Below are 18,386 nucleotides of genomic sequence, written 5' to 3' on the forward strand. Positions count from 1 at the left end.
CCTTGCGGATCGCGTTCGTCAACCGGATTGCCGATCATGACCGGAAAGACCTGGGCCTATGAGGATTTCGCCGAGGGCGCCTCGCTCGACCTCGGCAGCAAGGACGTAAGCGCCGCCGAGATCATCGAATTCGCCTCGGAGTTCGATCCGCAGCCGATGCATCTCGACGAGGAAGCCGGCAAGGCGACCATCCTCGGCGGGCTTTCGGCTTCGGGCTGGCATACCTGTGCGATGTTCATGCGCATGCTGTGCGACGCCTTCCTGCTCGATTCGACCTCGCAGGGCTCGCCCGGCATCGAGCATGTGAAATGGAAGAAGCCGGTGCTGGCCGGCGACAGGCTTACCGGCACGCTCACCATACTTTCCAAGCGCCAGTCGAAATCGAGGCCGCAGCTCGGCTTGATCACCATGCGCAGCGAGCTCGTCAACCAGCGCGGCGAAAGCGTCTTCGAGCTCGAAAACACCGGCATGTTCCTCGCGCGTGATGCCGCAACGGACCTGTCATGACCCTGGACGAGTATTTCCTGATCGGCGAGACCGTCACGCTCGGCTCGCATAAATTCGAAGCCGACGAGATCAAGGCGTTCGCCAACAAATACGATCCGCAGGTCTTCCACGTCGATGAAGAGGCGGCGAAGAAGAGCGTGCTTGGCGGGCTCTGCGCCTCAGGCTGGCACACTGCCGCCACCTGGATGAAATACAATCTCGAAAAGCGCATGGAGACCGAGGGCGTGCGCTGGACAGGCCCAGGTCCGCAGCCCGAATTCGGCCCCTCGCCCGGCTTCCGCAATTTGAAGTGGCTGAAGCCGGTCTACGCCGGCGAGACCGTGACTTTCACGCGCACCGCGCAGGCGCACCGCCCGCTCGCCGGGCGCCCAGGCTGGAACCTGCTGACGCTGCGTTCGGAAGGTTTCGATTCGACCGGCGACAAGGTGATTGAGTTCGACAGCGCCGTTCTGGTGAAGGTGGGATAGCGCCTCTCCTTCTCCCCTTGTTGTGGGAGAAGGTGGATCGGCGCGCAGCGCCGAGACGGATGAGGGGTGTTCCAGCGAAGTGCGACGTTGGCGTTCCCTGGAACACCCCTCATCCGTCGCCTTCGGCGACACCTTCTCCCCCAAGGGGAGAAGGGGAAGATCAATGCCCCTCGAACCCGATCAACGTCCTCACCGGCACGTCTAGCGCTTCCAGCTTCTGGCGGCCGCCGAGGTCGGGCAAGTCGATGACGAAGCATGCCGCGACGATGTCGGCGCCGATTTGCCTCAGCAGCTTCACCGCGGCTTCCGCCGTGCCGCCGGTGGCGATCAGGTCGTCGACCACGATCACCTTCTCCCCCGGCGAGACGCCGTCCTTGTGCATCTCCATCTCGTCCAGGCCGTATTCGAGGCTGTAGGCGACGCGCACCGTCTCGTAGGGCAGCTTGCCTTTCTTGCGGATCGGCACGAACCCTGCCGAAAGCTGGTGCGCCACAGCGCCGCCGAGGATGAAGCCCCGCGCCTCGATGCCGGCGATCTTGTCGATCTTCAATCCGGCATAGGGATGGACCAGCTCGTCGATGGCGCGGCGGAAGGCGCGCGCGTCGCCAAGCAGCGTGGTGATGTCGCGAAACAGGATGCCGGGCTTGGGATAATCCGGAATGGTGCGGATGGCCGCAAGCAGCGTGTCTTCGAGGGAGGATTTCATCGAGGCTTTCCGCGTGTCCGGCTGTCGGATTTGGCGGCGTCGGCCTTTGCTGCCCGACGCGACCGACAAGGGCTACCGCGATGTCGCGCCAGAGACAAGCACATCCGGCAAAGGATCGGCACCGATCGGCCTCGACCATAATGAAAAAGGGCGCCCGCGAAGGCGCCCTTCGAAAAGCAGGCGCTACCGAGCGGCTACATGCCGAGATCCGAGCGCAGCTCGGAGCGCGCCACTTCGTACTCGGCCTTGAAATCTGGACGGTTGAGCAGGACCGCGGCGATCACGCTGCCGGAGATCTTGCCCATCTCGATGTCGGACGGATAATGGATGCCGCCGACCACGCGGTTGTGGGCGAATTCGGCCGCGCGCGCCATGATCTCGGCGCGCTTTTCGGGGACCATGTCGGCAAGGACGATGCCCATCATGGTGCCGACCGTCGCATGGCCAGACGGCCAGGAACCGGAGCTCGACAGCTTCACGACCGGCTTGACCAGATCGCTGAGCTGATGCGGCCGCGGCCGCTTCCAGACATCCTTGGCGGGATCGACGACGGCGCCTTCGGTCGCCACGACGCGATCGAAGAAGGCACTGAACTTCGGCAGCTTCTCCTTGTTGAAATTCGGGCCCATGACGTCGGCGAAGCGCCAGATATTCTCCTCGGCGTCGGCGATGGCGCGCTTTTCCATTTCCGGCGTGCGCGTCACCTGCAGCGTCAGCACCTCGCCGAGCTCGGCTTTGGTTTCCGGCGAGTCATTGGCCGGTGGCGGCGGCAGGATCATCGTCAGGTCAATGTCCTTGCTGGTGACGAAAGGCTGGGCCTCATCGGCATGGGCGACATATCCGGTGACAAGCAGCAGGAAACCCGCCGCGAGCGATGCATATCTTTTCATGGGTGCGATCCTTTGCTGAGTGCGAGGCAGGATCGCCACGAGCGATGACGGTCATGTGACACGCCCCGGTTTGCGCGCGCCGAAATACAAAAGGGCGCCTTGTGGCGCCCTTTCAAAATTCTTGCGATCGACGCCGCCTCAGTGCGCCACGTCGGCCCACACCCTGCGCTTGGTCATGTAGACCAATGCGCCGAAGACCAGCAGGAATATCATGACACGGAAGCCTGTCTTCTTGCGATCCTCGAGATGCGGCTCGGCCGCGAACATCAGGAAGGCCGAGACGTCGCGGGCATACTGGTCGACGGTCTGCGGCGAGCCGTCGTCATAGGTCACCTGGCCGTCCGAGAGCGGCTTCGGCATCTTCAGCGACACGCCGGACAGGAAGTACGGGTTGTAGTGCGTGCCTTCCGGGATCACCATGCCGGCCGGCGGCGTCTGGTCGTAGCCGGTGAGCAGCGAGTGGATGTAGTCCGGGCCGCCCTGCGCATACTGGGTGAAGATGTCGAAGATGAAGCGCGGGAAGCCGCGCTCGACACCGCGCGCCTTGGCAAGCAGCGACATGTCCGGCGGGGCGGCGCCGCCATTGGCGGATGCCGCGGCCTGCTCGTTCGGGAACGGCGCCGGGAAGTGATCCGACGGCTTGCCGGGACGATCGAACATGTCGCCGGCATCGTTCGGGCCGTCATGGATGGTGTATTCGGCGGCCAAAGTCTTGATCTGCGCCTCCGAATAGCCGAGCCCTTCCAGCGTGCGGAAGGCCACCAGGTTCATCGAATGGCAGGCCGAGCAGACTTCCTTGTAGACCTTCAGGCCGCGCTGCAGCTGCGCCTTGTCATAGGTGCCGAACGGACCGGCGAAGCTCCAGCTCATTTCCTTCGGTTCGTTGATCGGGAAATGCGTCGGAGCGGCCGCGTTGTGTTCCTCTTCGGCGGCGATGGCAGCGGTGCCCGCGACCACCAAGCCAAGCAGCGCCAGCGAGGTGAGAATCTTCTTCATACCCAAAATCCCCTCAGATTCTCAGCCCGTGATTTCCGGCGCGGCGGTAGCGCGTGCCGGATGCCCGCTGCCCTTTTTCTTTTCAAGCACGGCCTCGGTGATCGAGTTCGGCAGCCTGCGCGGCGTCTCGATCAGGCCGAGCACCGGCATGACGACCAGGAAGAAGGCGAAGTAGAACAGCGTCGCCATCTGCGCCATGAACACATAGCTGCCTTCCGCCGGCTGCGAGCCCAGCCAGCCGAGCAGGATGGCGTCGGCTACGAACAGCCAGAAGAACAGCTTGTACCATGGACGATAGACCGCCGAGCGCACCTTGGAAGTGTCGAGCCACGGCACCAGGAACAGCATGGCGATGGCGCCGAACATGCACAGCACGCCGCCGAGCTTGGAGTTGATCGGGCCGATGTTGAAGGTGATGGCGCGCAGGATCGCGTAGAACGGCAGGAAGTACCATTCCGGAACGATGTGAGCCGGCGTCTTCAGCGGATTGGCGACCGTGTAGTTGTCCGGATGGCCAAGAAAGTTCGGCAGGTAGAAGACGAAATAGGCGAAGACGAACAGGAACACGATCATGCCGAACGCGTCCTTGATGGTGGCGTAGGGCGTGAAGGCCACGGTATCGGTCTTCGACTTGACCTCGATGCCGGTCGGGTTCGACTGGCCCACGACATGCAGCGCCCAGATGTGCAGCACGACCACGCCGGCGATCATGAACGGCAACAGATAATGCAGCGCAAAGAAGCGGTTCAGCGTCGGATTGTCGACGGCGAAGCCGCCGAGCAGCAGTTCCTGGATCCAGTTCCCCACCAGCGGAATGGCGCTGAAGAAGCCGGTGATGACGGTAGCGCCCCAGAAGCTCATCTGGCCCCAAGGCAGCACGTAGCCCATGAAGCCGGTGGCCATCATCAAGAGGTAGATGATGCAGCCGAGGATCCACAAGAGCTCGCGCGGCGCCTTGTAGGAGCCGTAGAACAGGCCGCGGAAGATATGGATGTAGACGGCGACGAAGAAGAATGAGGCGCCGTTGGAATGGAGATAGCGCAAGAGCCATCCGGAATTCACGTCGCGCATGATCTTCTCGACCGAATCGAAGGCGAGATTGGTGTCGGAGGTGTAGTGCATCGCCAGCACGATGCCGGTCAGGATCTGCGCGGCCAGCATGATCGACAGGATGCCGCCGAACGTCCACATGTAGTTGAGGTTGCGCGGCACCGGATAGGCGACGAAGCTGTCATGGACCAGCCGCGGCAGCGGCATGCGGGCGTCGAACCAGCGCTCGATACCGGTCTTGGGCGTATAGGTCGAGTGTCCCTCGCTCATCGAAATGTCCCCTGCCTCAACCGATAAGGATCTTGGTATCGGAAATGAACTTGAATACCGGGATCGCCATGTTCTCCGGCGCCGGGCCTTTGCGGATGCGGCCGGCGGTGTCGTATTGCGAACCGTGGCACGGGCAGAACCAGCCGCCGAAATCGCCTTCCTGGCCGAGCGGGATGCAGCCGAGATGCGTGCAGACCTGCACCATCACCATCCAGGCTTCCTTGCCGGGCGTGGTGCGGTTGGCGTCGGTCGCCGGCGCGTCGGACGGCAGGTTGGCGTTGCGTGCGATCGGATCCTTGAGATCGGCGAGATTGACGGCCGCGCCGTCCTTCATTTCCTTTTCGGTGCGGTTGCGCACCACCACCGGCTTGCCGCGCCACTTGACGACCAGCGAGCTGCCGGGCTGCAGTGAAGAAACATCGACCTCGACCGAAGCCAGCGCCAGGGTCGAGGCATCGGGGCGCATCTGGTCGATGAACGGCCACGCGACGGCTCCGGCGCCGACAACGGCGGCCATGCCGGTGGCTACGTAGAGAAAATCGCGACGGTTGGGATCGTGGATATCGGTTGCGCTCACGGGTGCCTGATCCTTTCGCCTCTTCCTAACCGGAGGCCGAGCCTTGTCCCCGCTCAATCGCACCTGCCCGACAGCGCATGGCGAACAGGCTAGCGAATTCCTCCGGCATTTGGAGTTCGGTTTATGCGTGCGGCCCGTTTTTGTCCAGCGGGGTGAGACCACAAGGGCAGATTGTCGCGGGGATGCGCGGCGGCCCAGGCCGACGCGTCCCCGCCAGGCCGCCGGACAGGGTGAAACAGCGGGAAATCCGGGGTCAATCGAGCCGGTGTTCGCCTCGACATCGGCTCCTGGCCCGGTCTATTCTGGCGTCATGGCGCATGTCATTGAACGCGACAGCTGGGCCGAAGCCCCCGACCGCTGGAAAGGCGAGCTGCAATGCGGCCAGTTCGGCGCCAATTCCTGCCTGATCTTCAACTATCAGCCGACGGTCGGCGGCGGCCCGCGCCTGCACAAGCACCCCTATGCGGAAATCTTCGTCATCCGCTCCGGCACCGGCCTGTTCACGATCGGCGACCAGGAGATCAAGGCCACGGCCGGCCAGATCCTGATCGTGCCGCCCGACACGCCGCACAAATTCACCAATCTCGGGCCTGGCCCGCTCGAAAGCACCGACATACACGAGAACGGCCACTTCATCACCGAATGGTTGGAATGATTCTTCCGATCGTCGGACCGGGCCTGTCCGAACGCTGATTGCAGCCTAGTTCCATCGAGCTGGCATCGATGGAGATGAAGCATGCGACAGCGCACCGTTGAGGTCGAGGGGCTGGCTATCGCGATCCGGGACGCAGGGCCGCCCGATGCGCCGGGCCTTCTGCTGCTGCATGGTTGGCCGCAAAGCTCCCATGCTTTTGAGGCAATCGTCGACGAGCTGGCCGGCGACCAGCGCGTGGTCGCGCCGGACTTGCCGGGCATCGGCGGTTCACACGGCGCGCCCGAGACCGGAGAAAAGGCATATCTGGCCAGACTGATGAAGGGGCTGATCGCCGTTTGCGGCTTGCGGCAGGTCATCGTCGCCGGTCATGACGTCGGCGGCCAGATCGTCTTCGCGCTGTTGCGCGACGAGCCCGAAAATTTGTCCGGCGCGGTGATCATGGACGTCGTTATCCCCGGCGTGGCGCCGTGGCAAAATGTCATCCGCAACCCGCGTATCTGGCATTTCGCCTTTCATGCGATCCCGGCCTTGCCGGAGATACTGGTGAGCGGCCACGAGCGCGCCTATTTCGATTTCTTCTTCGATATTCTTTCGAAGGAAAAATCGGCGATCCCTGCGGAAGCCAGAGACATCTATGCCAAGGCCTATTGGCGGCCGGAAAGCCTCAAGGCCGGCTTCGACTGGTACCGCGCCTTTGCCGCGGACGCCAAGGTCAATTCCCACCCATCCGCGACGCCGATCGCCACGCCGGTTCTTTATCTCAGAGGCTCGGCCGAATCCGGCGACATCGCCGACTATCTCGACGGCTTGAAGGCAGCAGGCCTATCCAATGTCGAAGGCGACATCATCCCGGGTAGCGGCCACTTCGTCGCCGACGAGAATCCCGGAGCCCTTGCTGCGCGATTGGCGCGTTTTCGCCAGGAAATCGGCGCCTAGCTGGCGCCGAGCCTGACCAGCACCGCGCGCGGGATGTCGTATTCGCGGATCACGGCGTCATGCTTGCGCAAACCGCAAAGCTCGCGCTGGATGAAATAGGCGTGGACGGCCGCTGCCGCCTCCTTAAGCAGCCGGTTGCGATGCTCGCCCTCGCCGCTCTCGCGCAATCTGGCAAGGGTTTCCTCGACACGCCGGCCGGCGCGGCCGAGCGCTGCGGCCTTCTCGGCGAGGATTTCGTGGCCGAGCAGATCGAGCGCGCTTTCCTGCGCGCCTGACCGTCCGAAATTCATAGGCATGCGTACCGACATGATGCCGTTCTACTCCGCTGGCCGCGTCTCTTCCAGCGCGCTTTCCTCGTTGAACAGGAAGCCGCCGGACTGCCGCTTCCAGAGCCGCGCATAGAGCCCGTCAAGCGCCACCAGCTCGTCATGCGTGCCCTGTTCGACGATGCGGCCGCCGTCCAGCACCACCAGCCGGTCGAGCGCTGCGATGGTCGACAGCCGGTGCGCGATGGCGATCACGGTCTTGTTCTCCATCAGTCTGGTCAGGTTCTCCTGGATCGCCGCCTCGATGTCGGAATCGAGCGCCGAGGTTGCTTCGTCGAGGATCAGGATCGGCGCATCCTTGAGGAAGACGCGCGCGATGGCGACGCGCTGCCGCTGGCCGCCGGAAAGCTTCACGCCGCGCTCGCCGACATAGGCCTCGTAGCCGGAGCGCTCGCGGTTGTCGCGCAGCCCCAGGATGAAGTCATGCGCCTCGGCTTTCCTGGCCGCGGCCATCACCTGCGCATCGGTCGCGTCCGGCATGCCGAGCTTGATGTTGTCGCGCAGCGAGCGGTGGAAAAGTGCGGTATCCTGGCTGACCACGCCGATATTGCTGCGCAGCGAGTTCTGCGTCACATGCGCGATGTCCTGGCCGTCGATCAGGATCTGGCCGCCCTCGAGGTCATAGAGGCGCAGGATCAGGTTGGCCAAGGTCGTCTTGCCGGCGCCCGACGGGCCGACCAGCCCGACCTTCTCGCCCGGATGCACGACGAGGTCGATGCCGTCGAGCACGCCGGCCCCCTTGCCATAATGGAAGGTGACGTTCCTGACGTCGATGCTGCCACCGGCGACGACCAGTTCCTTGGCGTCCGGCGCGTCGGTCAGGCCGAGCGGCTGCGAGATCAGCGCCTTGGAATTCTCCAGCACGCCGAGATTCCTCAGGATGCCGTTGAGCTGCATCATCAGCCTTCCAAGCAGCATGTTGAGCCTGAGCACCAGCGACAGCGTGAAGGCGACGGCGCCGACCGTGATCGAGCCTTCGACCCACAGATAGATGGCGAACGCGGCGATCGCCGTGATCATGATGCCGGAGAGCATGGTCAGCGCCATGCGCACGCCGGTCAGCCGGCGTGTGAACGGCCGCAGCGCGTCGAGATAGATGCCGAAGCCGCTGCGGATATAGCGATCGTCGCCGTCGGCCGAAAACAGCTTCAACGTCTGCACGTTCGAGTAGGAATCGACGATGCGGCCGGTGATCATCGAACCGGCCTCGGCCGTCGCCTCGGCATGCTTGCGGATAGCCGGCAGATAGAGTTTCGCCAGCCAGCCGAAGGCAGCGATCCAGATCACCACCAGCACCGCCAGCCGCAGATCGAGACCGGCGACCAGCGCGAGCGTCGTCACCGTATAGACGATCATGAACCAGACCACCTCGATGAAGCTCTCCATCAGGTCGCCGGTCGCCTGCCCCGCCTGCCAGACTTTTGTCGCGATGCGGCCGGCGAAATCGTTCTGGAAGAAGGCATAGGACTGGCGCGAGACGTGCCGGTGCGCCTGCCAGCGCACCAGATTGTAGAATCCGGGCGTGATCGTCTGCTCGTCGACCAGCGCCGACAGGCCGACCACCAGAGTGCGGATGACCAGCACCACGGCGCCCATGAACAGGAGCTCGGGACCGGCGGCCGCCCACAGCGCGTGCCAGCTGCGCTCACCGGGCAACTGGTCGAGGATATCGACCAGCCTCCCGACGAAATAGAACAGGCCTGCCTCGACCAGCGGCGCGATGCCGCCGATGATGAGCATGGCGAAGAAAGCGAGCTTGGCCTGCCCGACATAGTGCCACAGGAAGCCGCCGACGCTGGCGGGTGGCCGAAGATTCACGGGCTCGCGGAACGGATAGACCCAGCCCTCGAACCAGCGATAGACGCCTTTCATCATTCCGCGGCTTCACCTTTCGCCGCCAGATCGTCGGCGGCCTGCTTTTCCTCGAGCAGGAAACCGCCCGACTGGCGCCGCCAGAGCTGGGCATAGAGCCCACCCTTGGCGATCAAGGTCTCATGCGAGCCGTCCTCGACGATGCGTCCCTTGTCCATCACCACCAGCCTGTCCATCGCCGCGATGGTCGACAGCCGGTGGGCGATGGCGATGACGGTCTTGCCCTGCATGAGCTTATAGAGGTTCTCCTGGATGGCGGCCTCCACTTCCGAATCGAGCGCGGACGTGGCCTCGTCGAGAATGAGGATCGGCGCGTCCTTCAGCATGACGCGGGCAATGGCGATGCGTTGCCGCTGGCCGCCGGACAGCTTCACCCCGCGTTCGCCGACAAGCGCCTCATAGCCGCTCTGCCCATACGGATCGGTCAGTGCCGCGATCACATCATCGACCTGAGCGGCTTTTGCGGCGCTGAACATGGCCTCGTCGCTGGCCGACTGGCGTCCATATTTGAGGTTCTCGCGAACGGATCGATGCAAGAGCGACGTGTCCTGGTTGACGAAGCCGATCGCCGCGCGAACGCTCTCTTGCGAGACGTGGCGGATGTCCTGTCCGTCGATCAGCACCTTGCCGTCCTGCACGTCGAACAGCCGCAGCACGAGATTGACCAGCGTCGACTTGCCGGCCCCGGAGCGACCGATCAGGCCGACCCGCTCGCCCGGCGCGATCTTCAGCGACAGATTGTCGATGACGCCGCCTTTGCCGTCCTTGCGCCAGTAGTTGAAATTCACCCGGTCGAACTCGATGCCGCCGGCGGTCACGGCGAGGGCCGGTGCGTCAGGCTGGTCCTGCATGGTGATGGGACGCGCGATCGTCGTCATCGAATTGCTGGCAACGCCGATCTGCCGGAAAACGTTGGCGCCGACATCGAGGATCCTGCCGGAGATATTGGCGATCTGCAGCGCGAACGGTATCGCGGTCGCCACGGCTGCCGTAGTCATGGTCCCCGCGTTCCAGCCGGCCAGCGCCAGCCAGCTTATGGCGATGAGCAGCGCCGCGTTGAGGACGAACAGGGCCGACCACATCAGCGTGAAAACGCGCATCAGCTGGTAAAACGTGTCGGCATGCTCGACCACCGCCTGCGAGACATATTTGTCTTCGTGCTCGCCGGTCGAGAACGTCTTGAGCGTCAGGATGTTGGTGTAGCTGTCGACCATGCGGCCGCTCACCTGCGACCACCGCTCCGACAGTTGGGACGAACGCTGCGTGATCCTGGGCATCGCGGACCAGAAGATGAGGCAGTAGAACACCAGCCACACCGCCACCACAGCCAGCAGCAGCGTATCGAGCCGCGCCAGCACGACGATGGCGACCGCGACGAACACCAGCGCGTACCAGACGGCATCGACGGTGAGGTTGACGCTCATCTCCACCGAATCGCCGCTCTGCATGACCTTGGTTCCGATGCGGCCGGCGAAGTCGTTCTGGAAGAACGACCAGTCCTGGCGCACGACGTGCCAATGGCTCTGCCAGCGGATAAGATCGATGAGGTTCGGCGCGATGGCGTGATTGCGGATGAGACCATCGACAACCATCGACAGCGGACGCAGCAGCACGACGATCGCCATCATGACGAGCAACGGCATGTGCGCAGCGAAGAAATCGCCTGGCTTGGTGCTGGAGAGCAGGCCGACGATCAGGCCGACGAAAATCGGCAGCATCGCGTCCACTACCGCCGCGAGGGCAACGATGATCATGCGCAGCCGATAGGCGGCGCGAAACTGTCTTATGAAATACCAGTAGAACCGCCAAAGCCCCATTGGCGGCTGCCTGTCGTCGGCCAGCGCCACCGGCGAATAACGGCTTTCGAACCAGGTGAAGATGCGGTCGAACATTTTTCTCTCATCGCGCCGGAAATCCGCCGGCACCGATCTGGTCGCCAGCAGGCCTCTGGCGAGGTCGTGGTTACGCCCGGTATCGATTCCCCGCAATCGCCGTAACCTTGATGCCGGAGCGGCTCGACGGCTCACAGAACCGCCGGGCCGCTCCAAGTCTTTGTTTTGCGCAATTCCGGACGGAGTTGCTGCAATCGCGATCGCGTTACTCCGCAGCCATCTCGGATCGAAGCGACTTGGTATCGGGCTCAGCCGGCGCGTCATCGAGCAGGAAGCCGCCGGACTGGCGTTGCCAGAGCTGGGCGTAGAGCCCGCCCCTGGCGACGAGCTCCTCATGCGAGCCTTCCTCGATGATGCGGCCCTCGTCCATGACGACGAGCCTGTCCATCGCCGCGATCGTCGACAGGCGGTGCGCGATGGCGATGACGGTCTTTCCCTGCATCAGCTTGTAGAGGTTCTCCTGGATGGCCGCCTCGGCTTCCGAATCGAGCGCCGACGTCGCCTCGTCGAGGATGAGGATCGGCGCGTCCTTCAGCATGACGCGGGCAATCGCGATGCGCTGCCGCTGGCCGCCGGACAGTTTGACGCCGCGGTCGCCGACATGGGCATCGAATCCCTTGCGGCCGTTATGGTCCGAGAGCCCGCCGATGAAATCGAGCGCCTCCGCCCGGCGCGCCGCCTCGATGAGCATTTCGTCGGTCGCGTCCGGCCGGCCATAGAGGATGTTCTCCTTCACCGAGCGGTGCAGCAGCGAAGTGTCCTGCGTGACCATGCCGATCTGCGCGCGCAAAGAATCCTGCGTCACCGCCGCAATCTCCTGGCCGTCAACGAGGATCCTGCCGCTTTCCAGGTCGTAGAAGCGCAGCAACAGGTTGACCAGCGTCGACTTGCCGGCGCCGGAGCGGCCGACAATGCCGACTTTCTCGCCGGGCTTTACCGTCAGCGTCAGGTTCTCGATGACGCCCTTCTGCTTGCCGTAGTGGAAGCGGATGTCGTCAAAGCGGATTTCACCCTGGCTGACGGCGATGTCCTTCGCGCCGGGCCGGTCTTCGACGAGACGCGGCAGTGAGATCGACTGGATGCCGTCCTGCACCGTGCCGATATTCTCGAACAGGCCCGACATTTCCCACATGATCCACTGCGACATGCCCCACATTCGCAGCACCAGGCCGATGACCACGGCGACCGCGCCGATCGTCACCGCCTGGCCGAGCCAAAGCCACAGCGAGATCGCCGTCACCGAGAACAGCAACAGCGAATTCAGGATATAGAGCAAGCCATAGAGCACCGTCACCAGCCGCATCGAGCGGTAGACGGTGCCGAGGAAGCTCGCCATGCCTTCCCTCGCGAAGGTCGCCTCGCGCCGCGCATGCGAAAACAGCTTCACCGTCTGGATGTTGGTGTAGCTGTCGACGACGCGGCCGGTCATGGTCGAACGCGCATTGGCCTGCTCCTCGCCGACCTTGCCAAGCCGCGGAATGAAAAAGCGCAGCAGACCGATATAGCCGGCCAGCCATACGGCGAGCGGCGCCGCCAACCGCCAGTCGGCCGAGCCGACGATGAACAGCATGCCGAGGAAGTAGACGACGACGTAATTCAGCACGTCGATCAGCTTGATCACGCATTCGCGCACGGCGAGCGCGGTCTGCATCAGCTTGGTGGCGATGCGGCCGGCGAACTCGTCCTGATAGAAGGCCATCGACTGCTTGAGCAGATAGCGGTGCACCTGCCAGCGGATGCGCATGGGATAATTGCCCATCAGCGTCTGCTGGTTGAGGAGCGAATGCAGCCATACCGTGCCCGGCAGCGCGAACAGCACGACGAAAGCCATGCCGGCGAGCTTCCAGCTCTCGGTCTGCAGGAAGGTTTCGCGGTTTTGCGCCGACAGCCAGTCGACGATGCGGCCGAGGAACCCGAACATCCAGACTTCGGTAAAGGCGATCGCCGTCACCAGCACCGCGTCGAGGATGATGTAGGGCCAGGCGCCGCGCGTGTAATGCACGCAGAAGGCGATCAGCGTCTTCGGCGGCTCGACCGGCTCCGCGGCGGGAAACGGATCGAGCCTGTTTTCAAACCAGCGGAACATTCCAGGCACTCGACTTATCTATGCGCTCACGCGGCGCGGGATTGATGGGCAAGGCTTTGCGGCCGCGCGGCATTGCGGGCCGGCGATACGGAATCATCCGCATCGCCGGCCCTGTCCCGCGCAATATAGGGTTTCGCCGGCATTTCGCCGACAGGCTCGTTTGACGTCCCTGACGGCCCGGAACGTCCGGACGAAAGGGCGGAACCAGCCCTGCTCCTGTCGCCCGGCCGGATCAGGCGGATGATCCGGCGCACAAGCGTGGGCCGGCTGTGATCGGGCACCGCGCGCGAGAAATCGACGTCCGGCAGCATGCCGCGATGCGGCCTGCGCCGTTCCTCGGCATGCACGGCCGACGAATAGGTCTCGCCGATCAGCAGCGCCCAGGTAGCCACCTTGCGTTCATGCAGGCTTCTTGAACCAGGTATCTTGTAGGGATCGAACATCGGCCCGTCCTCCATATGCAAATGCGTTAAAAAGGGTGATGCGGCCTCGACCATCGGCATTCGGCCGAAGGCGCGGATCGAATCGGCCGGGACACGACCAGCGTCGGTCCCGACACGCTCAGCTGGGGCGCGGCGCCCCTTTGGCAGTTTGAAAAACATCGCAAGATTCCTTCGAAGGCCGAAACTGGGTTCGGCGGGAATCGGTGCGATGAGGACTTAAAGTGTCAGAAGAATCGTCGTACCGAAACCGCCGGTGGGCATAGGGGTGCCCCGGAGAGGAGCTGGAAGTGCATGGTCATCATGTGGTCCCCCTCCTTCGGTTCGGGTTGACGATGGTGAGCATATACTCGACTTCGCAGAAAATGGCCACCTGCCAGTCCAGAAATCGCCGAAAGCCGCAGGCGCCTGTGGCCGATCTGCCACTTATTAGCAGGATACGGAAATGAACGGTCGTCTCCGCATCGCGCTCTACCAGCCGGACATCGCCGGCAACACCGGGACAATCCTGCGCTTTGCCGCCTGCCTCGGTATCGGCGTCGATATCGAGCCGGCTGGTTTCCCGCTCTCCGACCGAGCGCTGAAACGCGCCGGCATGGACTACCTCGAAATGGCGGCGCTTTCCCGTCATGCCGACTGGCACGCCTTCGAGGAGTGGCGAAAGACCAACGCGCGCCGCCTCGTGCTGCTCACCACCAAGACCACGGCCGCCTACGCCGACTTTGCTTTCGCTGCCGGCGACATCCTTCTGTTCGGCCGCGAATCCGCCGGCGTGCCGGACCAGGTCCACCAGGCGGCCGACGCGCGACTGACCATCCCGATGCGGCCCGGCGCGCGCAGCATCAATGTCGCGCTGTCCGTCGCTGTGGTCGCGGGCGAAGCGCTGCGCCAGCTCGGCTAGAACCCCGAACCCCTCTTCATTGCCGCGCGCAGGCTCCACTCGCGGCGTCATTCTCACCCAGGCGCACATCGCCTTCTCCTGCAATTGCCCTATCGACATTTCTTGGCTACAAGCTCAAGTTAACTTGAGGTCAAGCGGAAAAATCGAGATGGCCCCGGCAAGGGAATTGACGGTCGGCCAGGTGGCCGTTCGCAGCGGCGTTGCGGTATCGGCGCTGCATTTCTACGAGGCGCGCGGCCTGATCCGCAGCCACCGCACCTCCGGCAACCAGCGGCGCTACAGCCGCGACGTGCTTCGGCGCGTGGCGATCATCCGCGTCGCCCAGGAGGTCGGCATCTCGCTTGCCGACATCGCCCGGGCGTTCCAGTCGCTGCCGGAAGAGCGCACACCGAACCGCGAGGACTGGAACCTGCTTTCGACAGCCTGGCGCGACGAGCTCGACCAGAAGATCGCCCAGCTCAAGAAATTGCGCGACGGCCTGACCGATTGCATCGGCTGCGGCTGCATGTCGATCGACAAATGCCCGCTGAGGAACAAGGAAGATCGGCTGGCCAAGGAGGGGACGGGGGCGAGACGGCTGGCGGTGCGCTGACAGTCTGTCGCCAAGGTGCATTGAGATTCAGGTCAGGCCGAGTCGAAAATGGTGGCTTCCGAGAACCGGAGCGGAGCGTACTTAAAGTACGTGAGCACCGGAAGCGCAGGAAGCCGCCATTTGCAGGCCGGCATCACCTGAATATCAATGCACCTTAATCGGCCGCCGGCAGCCGCCGCATGGTAAACTCGATCACGTCGCCCGGGCGTTCGAACCAGCTTTCGATCTCGGTCCAGTAGGCCTGTTTCGGAAAACGCTCGAACCACTCCTTGGCCTTCAGGCGCGCATCCGGGCGCGGCAGCACGAAGGTTTCGCGCAGGAAACCGTCGCGCGGCTGGTTTTCGCGCTCAGCCCGTGAGCGCTCCAGCCTCTTGCGTAAGCCATCCAGCGGCGGTCTTGCCGGGGTGCGCACGAAGGAACTCCCTTGCACCTTGGTCAGACAGGACTTGACCCTTCCTCTCAAGAGATTAGGGATCGCGCCCTGAAAAGACGAGTCATTTGTCAGGCAAGCGCGCCTGCGACTGGAGACCGAATTGGAAAGACCTGACCTTCCCGTGGGCCTGCCGGCCGACATCGAGCAGAAGAAGATGAAGGCACGTCTGTGGTTCGAGGCCTTGCGCGAGCGCATCTGCGCCACTTTCGAGCAGATCGAGCAGGAACTCACCGGCCCGCAAGCGTCATGGTCGCCCGGCCATTTCGAGAAGACCCCCTGGGAGCGCGACGAGGGCCGCGGCGGCGGCGGCACCATGTCGATGATGCGCGGCCGCGTCTTCGAGAAGGTCGGCGTCCACACCTCGACCGTCCACGGCGAATTCTCGCCCGAGTTCAGGAAGCAGATTCCCGGCGCCGAGGAAGACCCGCGCTTCTGGGCGAGCGGCATCTCGTTGATTGCCCACCCCTGGAACCCCAACGTGCCGGCCGTGCACATGAATACCCGCATGGTCGTCACCACGCGCCAGTGGTTCGGTGGCGGCGCCGATCTGACGCCGGTGCTCGACCGCCGCCGCACCCAGGACGATCCCGACACGATCGCCTTCCATCGCGCCATGCAGTTCGCCTGCGAGAAGAACGCCGCCGTCGCCGACTATCCCAAATTCAAATCCTGGTGCGACGAGTATTTCTTCCTGCCGCACCGCAACGAGCCGCGCGGCATCGGCGGCATCTTCTTCGACTGGCTGCATTCTGACGAGGACAGGGGCGGCTGGGAGGCCGATCTCAATTTCGTCCAGGACGTCGGCCGCTCCTTCCTCGTCGTCTATGCCCATCTGGTTCGAGGCAACTTCAACCAGAACTGGACCGACGGCGAGCGCGACGAACAGCTCATCCGGCGCGGCCGCTACGTCGAATTCAACTTGCTTCACGATCGCGGCACCATCTTCGGCCTGAAAACCGGCGGCAATGTCGCCTCGATCCTGTCCAGCCTGCCGCCCGAGGTAAAATGGCCGTAACGATCCGGTGAGCGCGGCGACGGCCGCATTGCTGTCCAATTCGCCGAATCTTGGCCGGCAATGTGGCAGGGACGATATCTTTTTCGTCTAATATGCTTTTGAAAAAATTGAGCTATTTAAGATCGCCGGGTCGGGAAGCGCCGGCGGTCGAAGCGAGATCATCTCGTCTCCCTCCGGCCGTGAGCCGGCGCGACTTGACGACCCTGATCACGAGAGGTGCCTCGCCGAATCGGGCACCCGCATTCCAGGAGAGCACGCCATGCGCAAGCTTATCGTGACCGCAGCTACCGCCGCCCTTCTCGCCTCCGGCGGCGCCGCGTTCGCAGCGGTCAAGCACACCACCGGCACCGTCAAGAGCTTTGACGGAACGGCCATGAGCCTTGTTCTGGACGACGGATCCACTTTCAAGCTGTCCAAGGCCTTCAAGGATCCCGGCATCCAGGCCGGCGAGAAGGTTCGCGTCTCCTGGGACATGAGCGGCAAGAACAAGATTGCCGAGGCCGTCAAGATCATGAAGTGAAGGCCTGCCCGTCAAAGGCAGATCGAGTTCTCAGGCGGCAAGGAAGGCGGGGCAGCACTGCTCCGCCTTCCTTTTTTGGAGAGAAAAGCAGTCTGCCGCGGGCTGCGATGCAACCGAAACCGGTCGCATGTGTTATGGTTTTCCAGCAGAACGAGGAAAGGAAAGTCCCATGAAGGAATTCCAATGCGGGTCGCTTGTCCCCGGCTGCGACTGGCATACGCGCGCCGAGGAAGAAGCCGAGGTGATGCGCCGTGCCGTCGAGCACATGCGCGAGACGCATGGCGAGACCGTCATCCGCGAGACGATGATCGAGGCGATACGCTCCCGCATCCAGAAGGTTCGCGACGCGGCCTGAGGGACTTCTCACCTTCGAACAGATCGACCGGCAGCGAAATCAGGACGGCTCAGGGCCTGAGCATGTTCCATCGCGAGTTGCGAACCAATTTGCCTGAGTCGATCCCGGAAGGTCCGGACCGGCCAGGCATTTCAAACAGATACTTATATTCGAGTCATCTCATTTAAGTTTGCGGTAACGGAATTCGTGCCACCGTCGGGCAAATGATCCGGCTGCAGGGCTGGCCGAGAAACTCGCCGCCACCCAAGGCGCTGACCGGATCGGTGGGGCGAGGTGTTTCGCGCATGCGCGAACGATCCGGCAAGAGGAGCACATCGTGCGAGGCGGCGCTGCTGCTGTGCGCATGTCTCGGCGCGTCTCCCGCGGCCGCCCAGGAAATGATGACCACCTCGCTGATCGGCATGCATCAGGGGTCGCCGCTGAGCGACCGTGCCCGAGGCCTCGGCGGTGGCGGCTATGAGCTGCAGAATGGAAGCTGGGTCTCGTTCAACCAATGGTACCACACGAACTGGGTAGACATGCATGTCGACCTGCTCACCCAGGTTACCGAAAACACCGGCATCCTTTGGGGGTTCGGGACCGGCGAACAAGGCGACAAATACAGCATCGGGCCCAGCCTGAAGCTCGGTTTCCTCACCCAGACGCATCCGAATCCGAACAGCACCCTGTCGCTGTCCGTAACGTCGATCATCGGCGGAAACCTCACCGAGAAACCTTGCCTGGCCGACTACGGGGATCTGGGCTCCTACAGTGTCAATTGCCGGCTCGCGGCCGGTGAGATGGCGCCGCAGGAAACCCTGAAATATCTGGTTAGCGCCAAGCCCGAGAGCATGCATCTTTGGCTGAATTATCGTCTCACTTTCTGATCGCCGGGAGCCGCGAATGAAAAGTCCATCTCGT

The 18,386-nt window shown here is 63.4% G+C and carries 21 protein-coding genes; 10 read left to right on the forward strand and 11 right to left on the reverse strand.

Features of this window, described 5'->3' with window-relative positions; all coding sequences use genetic code 11:
- Nucleotides 1–36: 36 nt before the first annotated feature.
- Both LB520_RS04660 and LB520_RS04665 read left to right on the forward strand, forming a co-directional pair.
- On the forward strand, nucleotides 37–507 hold the full coding sequence (locus LB520_RS04660; protein ID WP_224636615.1) for a MaoC family dehydratase: 471 nt from the start codon (nucleotides 37–39) through the stop codon (nucleotides 505–507).
- A complete protein-coding gene (locus tag LB520_RS04665) occupies nucleotides 504–974 on the forward strand; it encodes a MaoC family dehydratase (RefSeq protein ID WP_095766513.1) in 471 nt (156 codons plus the stop codon). Before LB520_RS04660 ends, LB520_RS04665 begins: the two co-directional genes overlap by 4 nt.
- 160 nt (nucleotides 975–1,134) lie before the next feature.
- Here the strand turns inward: LB520_RS04665 and LB520_RS04670 are convergent, their stop codons facing one another.
- The 5 genes from LB520_RS04670 to petA all read right to left on the reverse strand — a co-directional run bounded on the left by LB520_RS04670 (nucleotide 1,135) and on the right by petA (nucleotide 5,463).
- Nucleotides 1,135–1,680 (reverse strand): adenine phosphoribosyltransferase, encoded by a 546-nt coding sequence (locus LB520_RS04670; RefSeq protein ID WP_140838687.1) that lies wholly within the window; start codon nucleotides 1,678–1,680, stop codon nucleotides 1,135–1,137.
- A 194-nt stretch (nucleotides 1,681–1,874) separates the two neighbouring features.
- Nucleotides 1,875–2,570 carry an acid phosphatase gene (locus LB520_RS04675; protein ID WP_224524622.1) on the reverse strand — a complete coding sequence of 232 codons (696 nt, stop codon included), beginning with the start codon at nucleotides 2,568–2,570 and terminating at the stop codon, nucleotides 1,875–1,877.
- 138 nt (nucleotides 2,571–2,708) lie between these two features.
- On the reverse strand, nucleotides 2,709–3,566 hold the full coding sequence (locus LB520_RS04680; protein WP_224524619.1) for a cytochrome c1: 858 nt from the start codon (nucleotides 3,564–3,566) through the stop codon (nucleotides 2,709–2,711).
- Between the two features lie 21 nt (nucleotides 3,567–3,587).
- The gene (locus LB520_RS04685; RefSeq protein ID WP_140838693.1) at nucleotides 3,588–4,886 is read right to left on the reverse strand and encodes a cytochrome b; all 1,299 of its coding nucleotides are present in this window, start codon (nucleotides 4,884–4,886) and stop codon (nucleotides 3,588–3,590) included.
- 16 nt (nucleotides 4,887–4,902) lie between these two features.
- Nucleotides 4,903–5,463, reverse strand: a complete 561-nt coding sequence (gene petA, locus LB520_RS04690; RefSeq protein ID WP_095766509.1) for a ubiquinol-cytochrome c reductase iron-sulfur subunit — start codon at nucleotides 5,461–5,463, stop codon at nucleotides 4,903–4,905.
- Nucleotides 5,464–5,773: 310 nt separating this feature from the next.
- Here petA and LB520_RS04695 point away from each other — a divergent pair, with 310 nt between their 5' ends.
- Entirely contained in the window at nucleotides 5,774–6,118 is a 345-nt protein-coding gene (locus LB520_RS04695) for a cupin domain-containing protein (protein ID WP_224524611.1), read from the forward strand.
- A gap of 81 nt (nucleotides 6,119–6,199) precedes the next feature.
- Nucleotides 6,200–7,054: an alpha/beta fold hydrolase gene (locus LB520_RS04700; RefSeq protein ID WP_224636616.1), complete on the forward strand. Its 855-nt coding sequence runs from the start codon at nucleotides 6,200–6,202 to the stop codon at nucleotides 7,052–7,054.
- Here LB520_RS04700 and LB520_RS04705 read toward each other — a convergent pair.
- The 5 genes from LB520_RS04705 to LB520_RS04725 all read right to left on the reverse strand — a co-directional run bounded on the left by LB520_RS04705 (nucleotide 7,051) and on the right by LB520_RS04725 (nucleotide 13,673).
- Entirely contained in the window at nucleotides 7,051–7,362 is a 312-nt protein-coding gene (locus tag LB520_RS04705) for a DUF6665 family protein (RefSeq protein ID WP_140838699.1), read from the reverse strand. The genes LB520_RS04700 and LB520_RS04705 overlap by 4 nt on opposite strands.
- A 9-nt stretch (nucleotides 7,363–7,371) precedes the next feature.
- Entirely contained in the window at nucleotides 7,372–9,255 is a 1,884-nt protein-coding gene (locus LB520_RS04710) for an ABC transporter ATP-binding protein (RefSeq protein WP_224636617.1), read from the reverse strand.
- Nucleotides 9,252–11,240, reverse strand: a complete 1,989-nt coding sequence (locus LB520_RS04715; protein WP_318012077.1) for an ABC transporter ATP-binding protein — start codon at nucleotides 11,238–11,240, stop codon at nucleotides 9,252–9,254. The genes LB520_RS04710 and LB520_RS04715 overlap by 4 nt, the downstream gene beginning before the upstream one ends.
- A 109-nt stretch (nucleotides 11,241–11,349) precedes the next feature.
- Nucleotides 11,350–13,230, reverse strand: coding sequence for an ABC transporter ATP-binding protein (locus LB520_RS04720; protein ID WP_224636618.1), 1,881 nt, complete (start codon nucleotides 13,228–13,230; stop codon nucleotides 11,350–11,352).
- Nucleotides 13,231–13,256: 26 nt separating this feature from the next.
- Nucleotides 13,257–13,673: a hypothetical protein gene (locus LB520_RS04725; protein WP_224636619.1), complete on the reverse strand. Its 417-nt coding sequence runs from the start codon at nucleotides 13,671–13,673 to the stop codon at nucleotides 13,257–13,259.
- Nucleotides 13,674–14,115: 442 nt separating this feature from the next.
- Between LB520_RS04725 and LB520_RS04730 the strand changes: the two genes are divergently transcribed.
- Together LB520_RS04730 and soxR are read left to right on the forward strand one after the other, a co-directional pair.
- Nucleotides 14,116–14,571, forward strand: a complete 456-nt coding sequence (locus tag LB520_RS04730) for a tRNA (cytidine(34)-2'-O)-methyltransferase (RefSeq protein ID WP_224636620.1) — start codon at nucleotides 14,116–14,118, stop codon at nucleotides 14,569–14,571.
- A 148-nt stretch (nucleotides 14,572–14,719) separates the two neighbouring features.
- The gene (gene soxR, locus LB520_RS04735; RefSeq protein WP_095766500.1) at nucleotides 14,720–15,163 is read left to right on the forward strand and encodes a redox-sensitive transcriptional activator SoxR; all 444 of its coding nucleotides are present in this window, start codon (nucleotides 14,720–14,722) and stop codon (nucleotides 15,161–15,163) included.
- A gap of 154 nt (nucleotides 15,164–15,317) precedes the next feature.
- Here soxR and LB520_RS04740 read toward each other — a convergent pair whose 3' ends face one another.
- On the reverse strand, nucleotides 15,318–15,575 hold the full coding sequence (locus tag LB520_RS04740; protein ID WP_095766723.1) for a hypothetical protein: 258 nt from the start codon (nucleotides 15,573–15,575) through the stop codon (nucleotides 15,318–15,320).
- A gap of 121 nt (nucleotides 15,576–15,696) precedes the next feature.
- Here LB520_RS04740 and hemF point away from each other — a divergent pair, with 121 nt between their 5' ends.
- From hemF to LB520_RS04760, 4 genes are all read left to right on the forward strand, one after another.
- Nucleotides 15,697–16,611: an oxygen-dependent coproporphyrinogen oxidase gene (gene hemF / locus LB520_RS04745; protein ID WP_224636621.1), complete on the forward strand. Its 915-nt coding sequence runs from the start codon at nucleotides 15,697–15,699 to the stop codon at nucleotides 16,609–16,611.
- Between the two features lie 259 nt (nucleotides 16,612–16,870).
- On the forward strand, nucleotides 16,871–17,131 hold the full coding sequence (locus tag LB520_RS04750) for a DUF1344 domain-containing protein (RefSeq protein ID WP_095766498.1): 261 nt from the start codon (nucleotides 16,871–16,873) through the stop codon (nucleotides 17,129–17,131).
- Nucleotides 17,132–17,300: 169 nt separating this feature from the next.
- Complete coding sequence (locus LB520_RS04755) at nucleotides 17,301–17,486, forward strand: DUF1059 domain-containing protein (RefSeq protein ID WP_095766497.1); 186 nt, start codon at nucleotides 17,301–17,303, stop codon at nucleotides 17,484–17,486.
- A 203-nt stretch (nucleotides 17,487–17,689) separates the two neighbouring features.
- The gene (locus tag LB520_RS04760) at nucleotides 17,690–18,352 is read left to right on the forward strand and encodes a hypothetical protein (protein ID WP_224636622.1); all 663 of its coding nucleotides are present in this window, start codon (nucleotides 17,690–17,692) and stop codon (nucleotides 18,350–18,352) included.
- The last annotated feature ends 34 nt before the right edge of the window (nucleotides 18,353–18,386 follow it).

The sequence above is a fragment of the Mesorhizobium sp. CA12 genome (assembly GCF_020165255.1).
GTDB lineage: Bacteria > Pseudomonadota > Alphaproteobacteria > Rhizobiales > Rhizobiaceae > Mesorhizobium.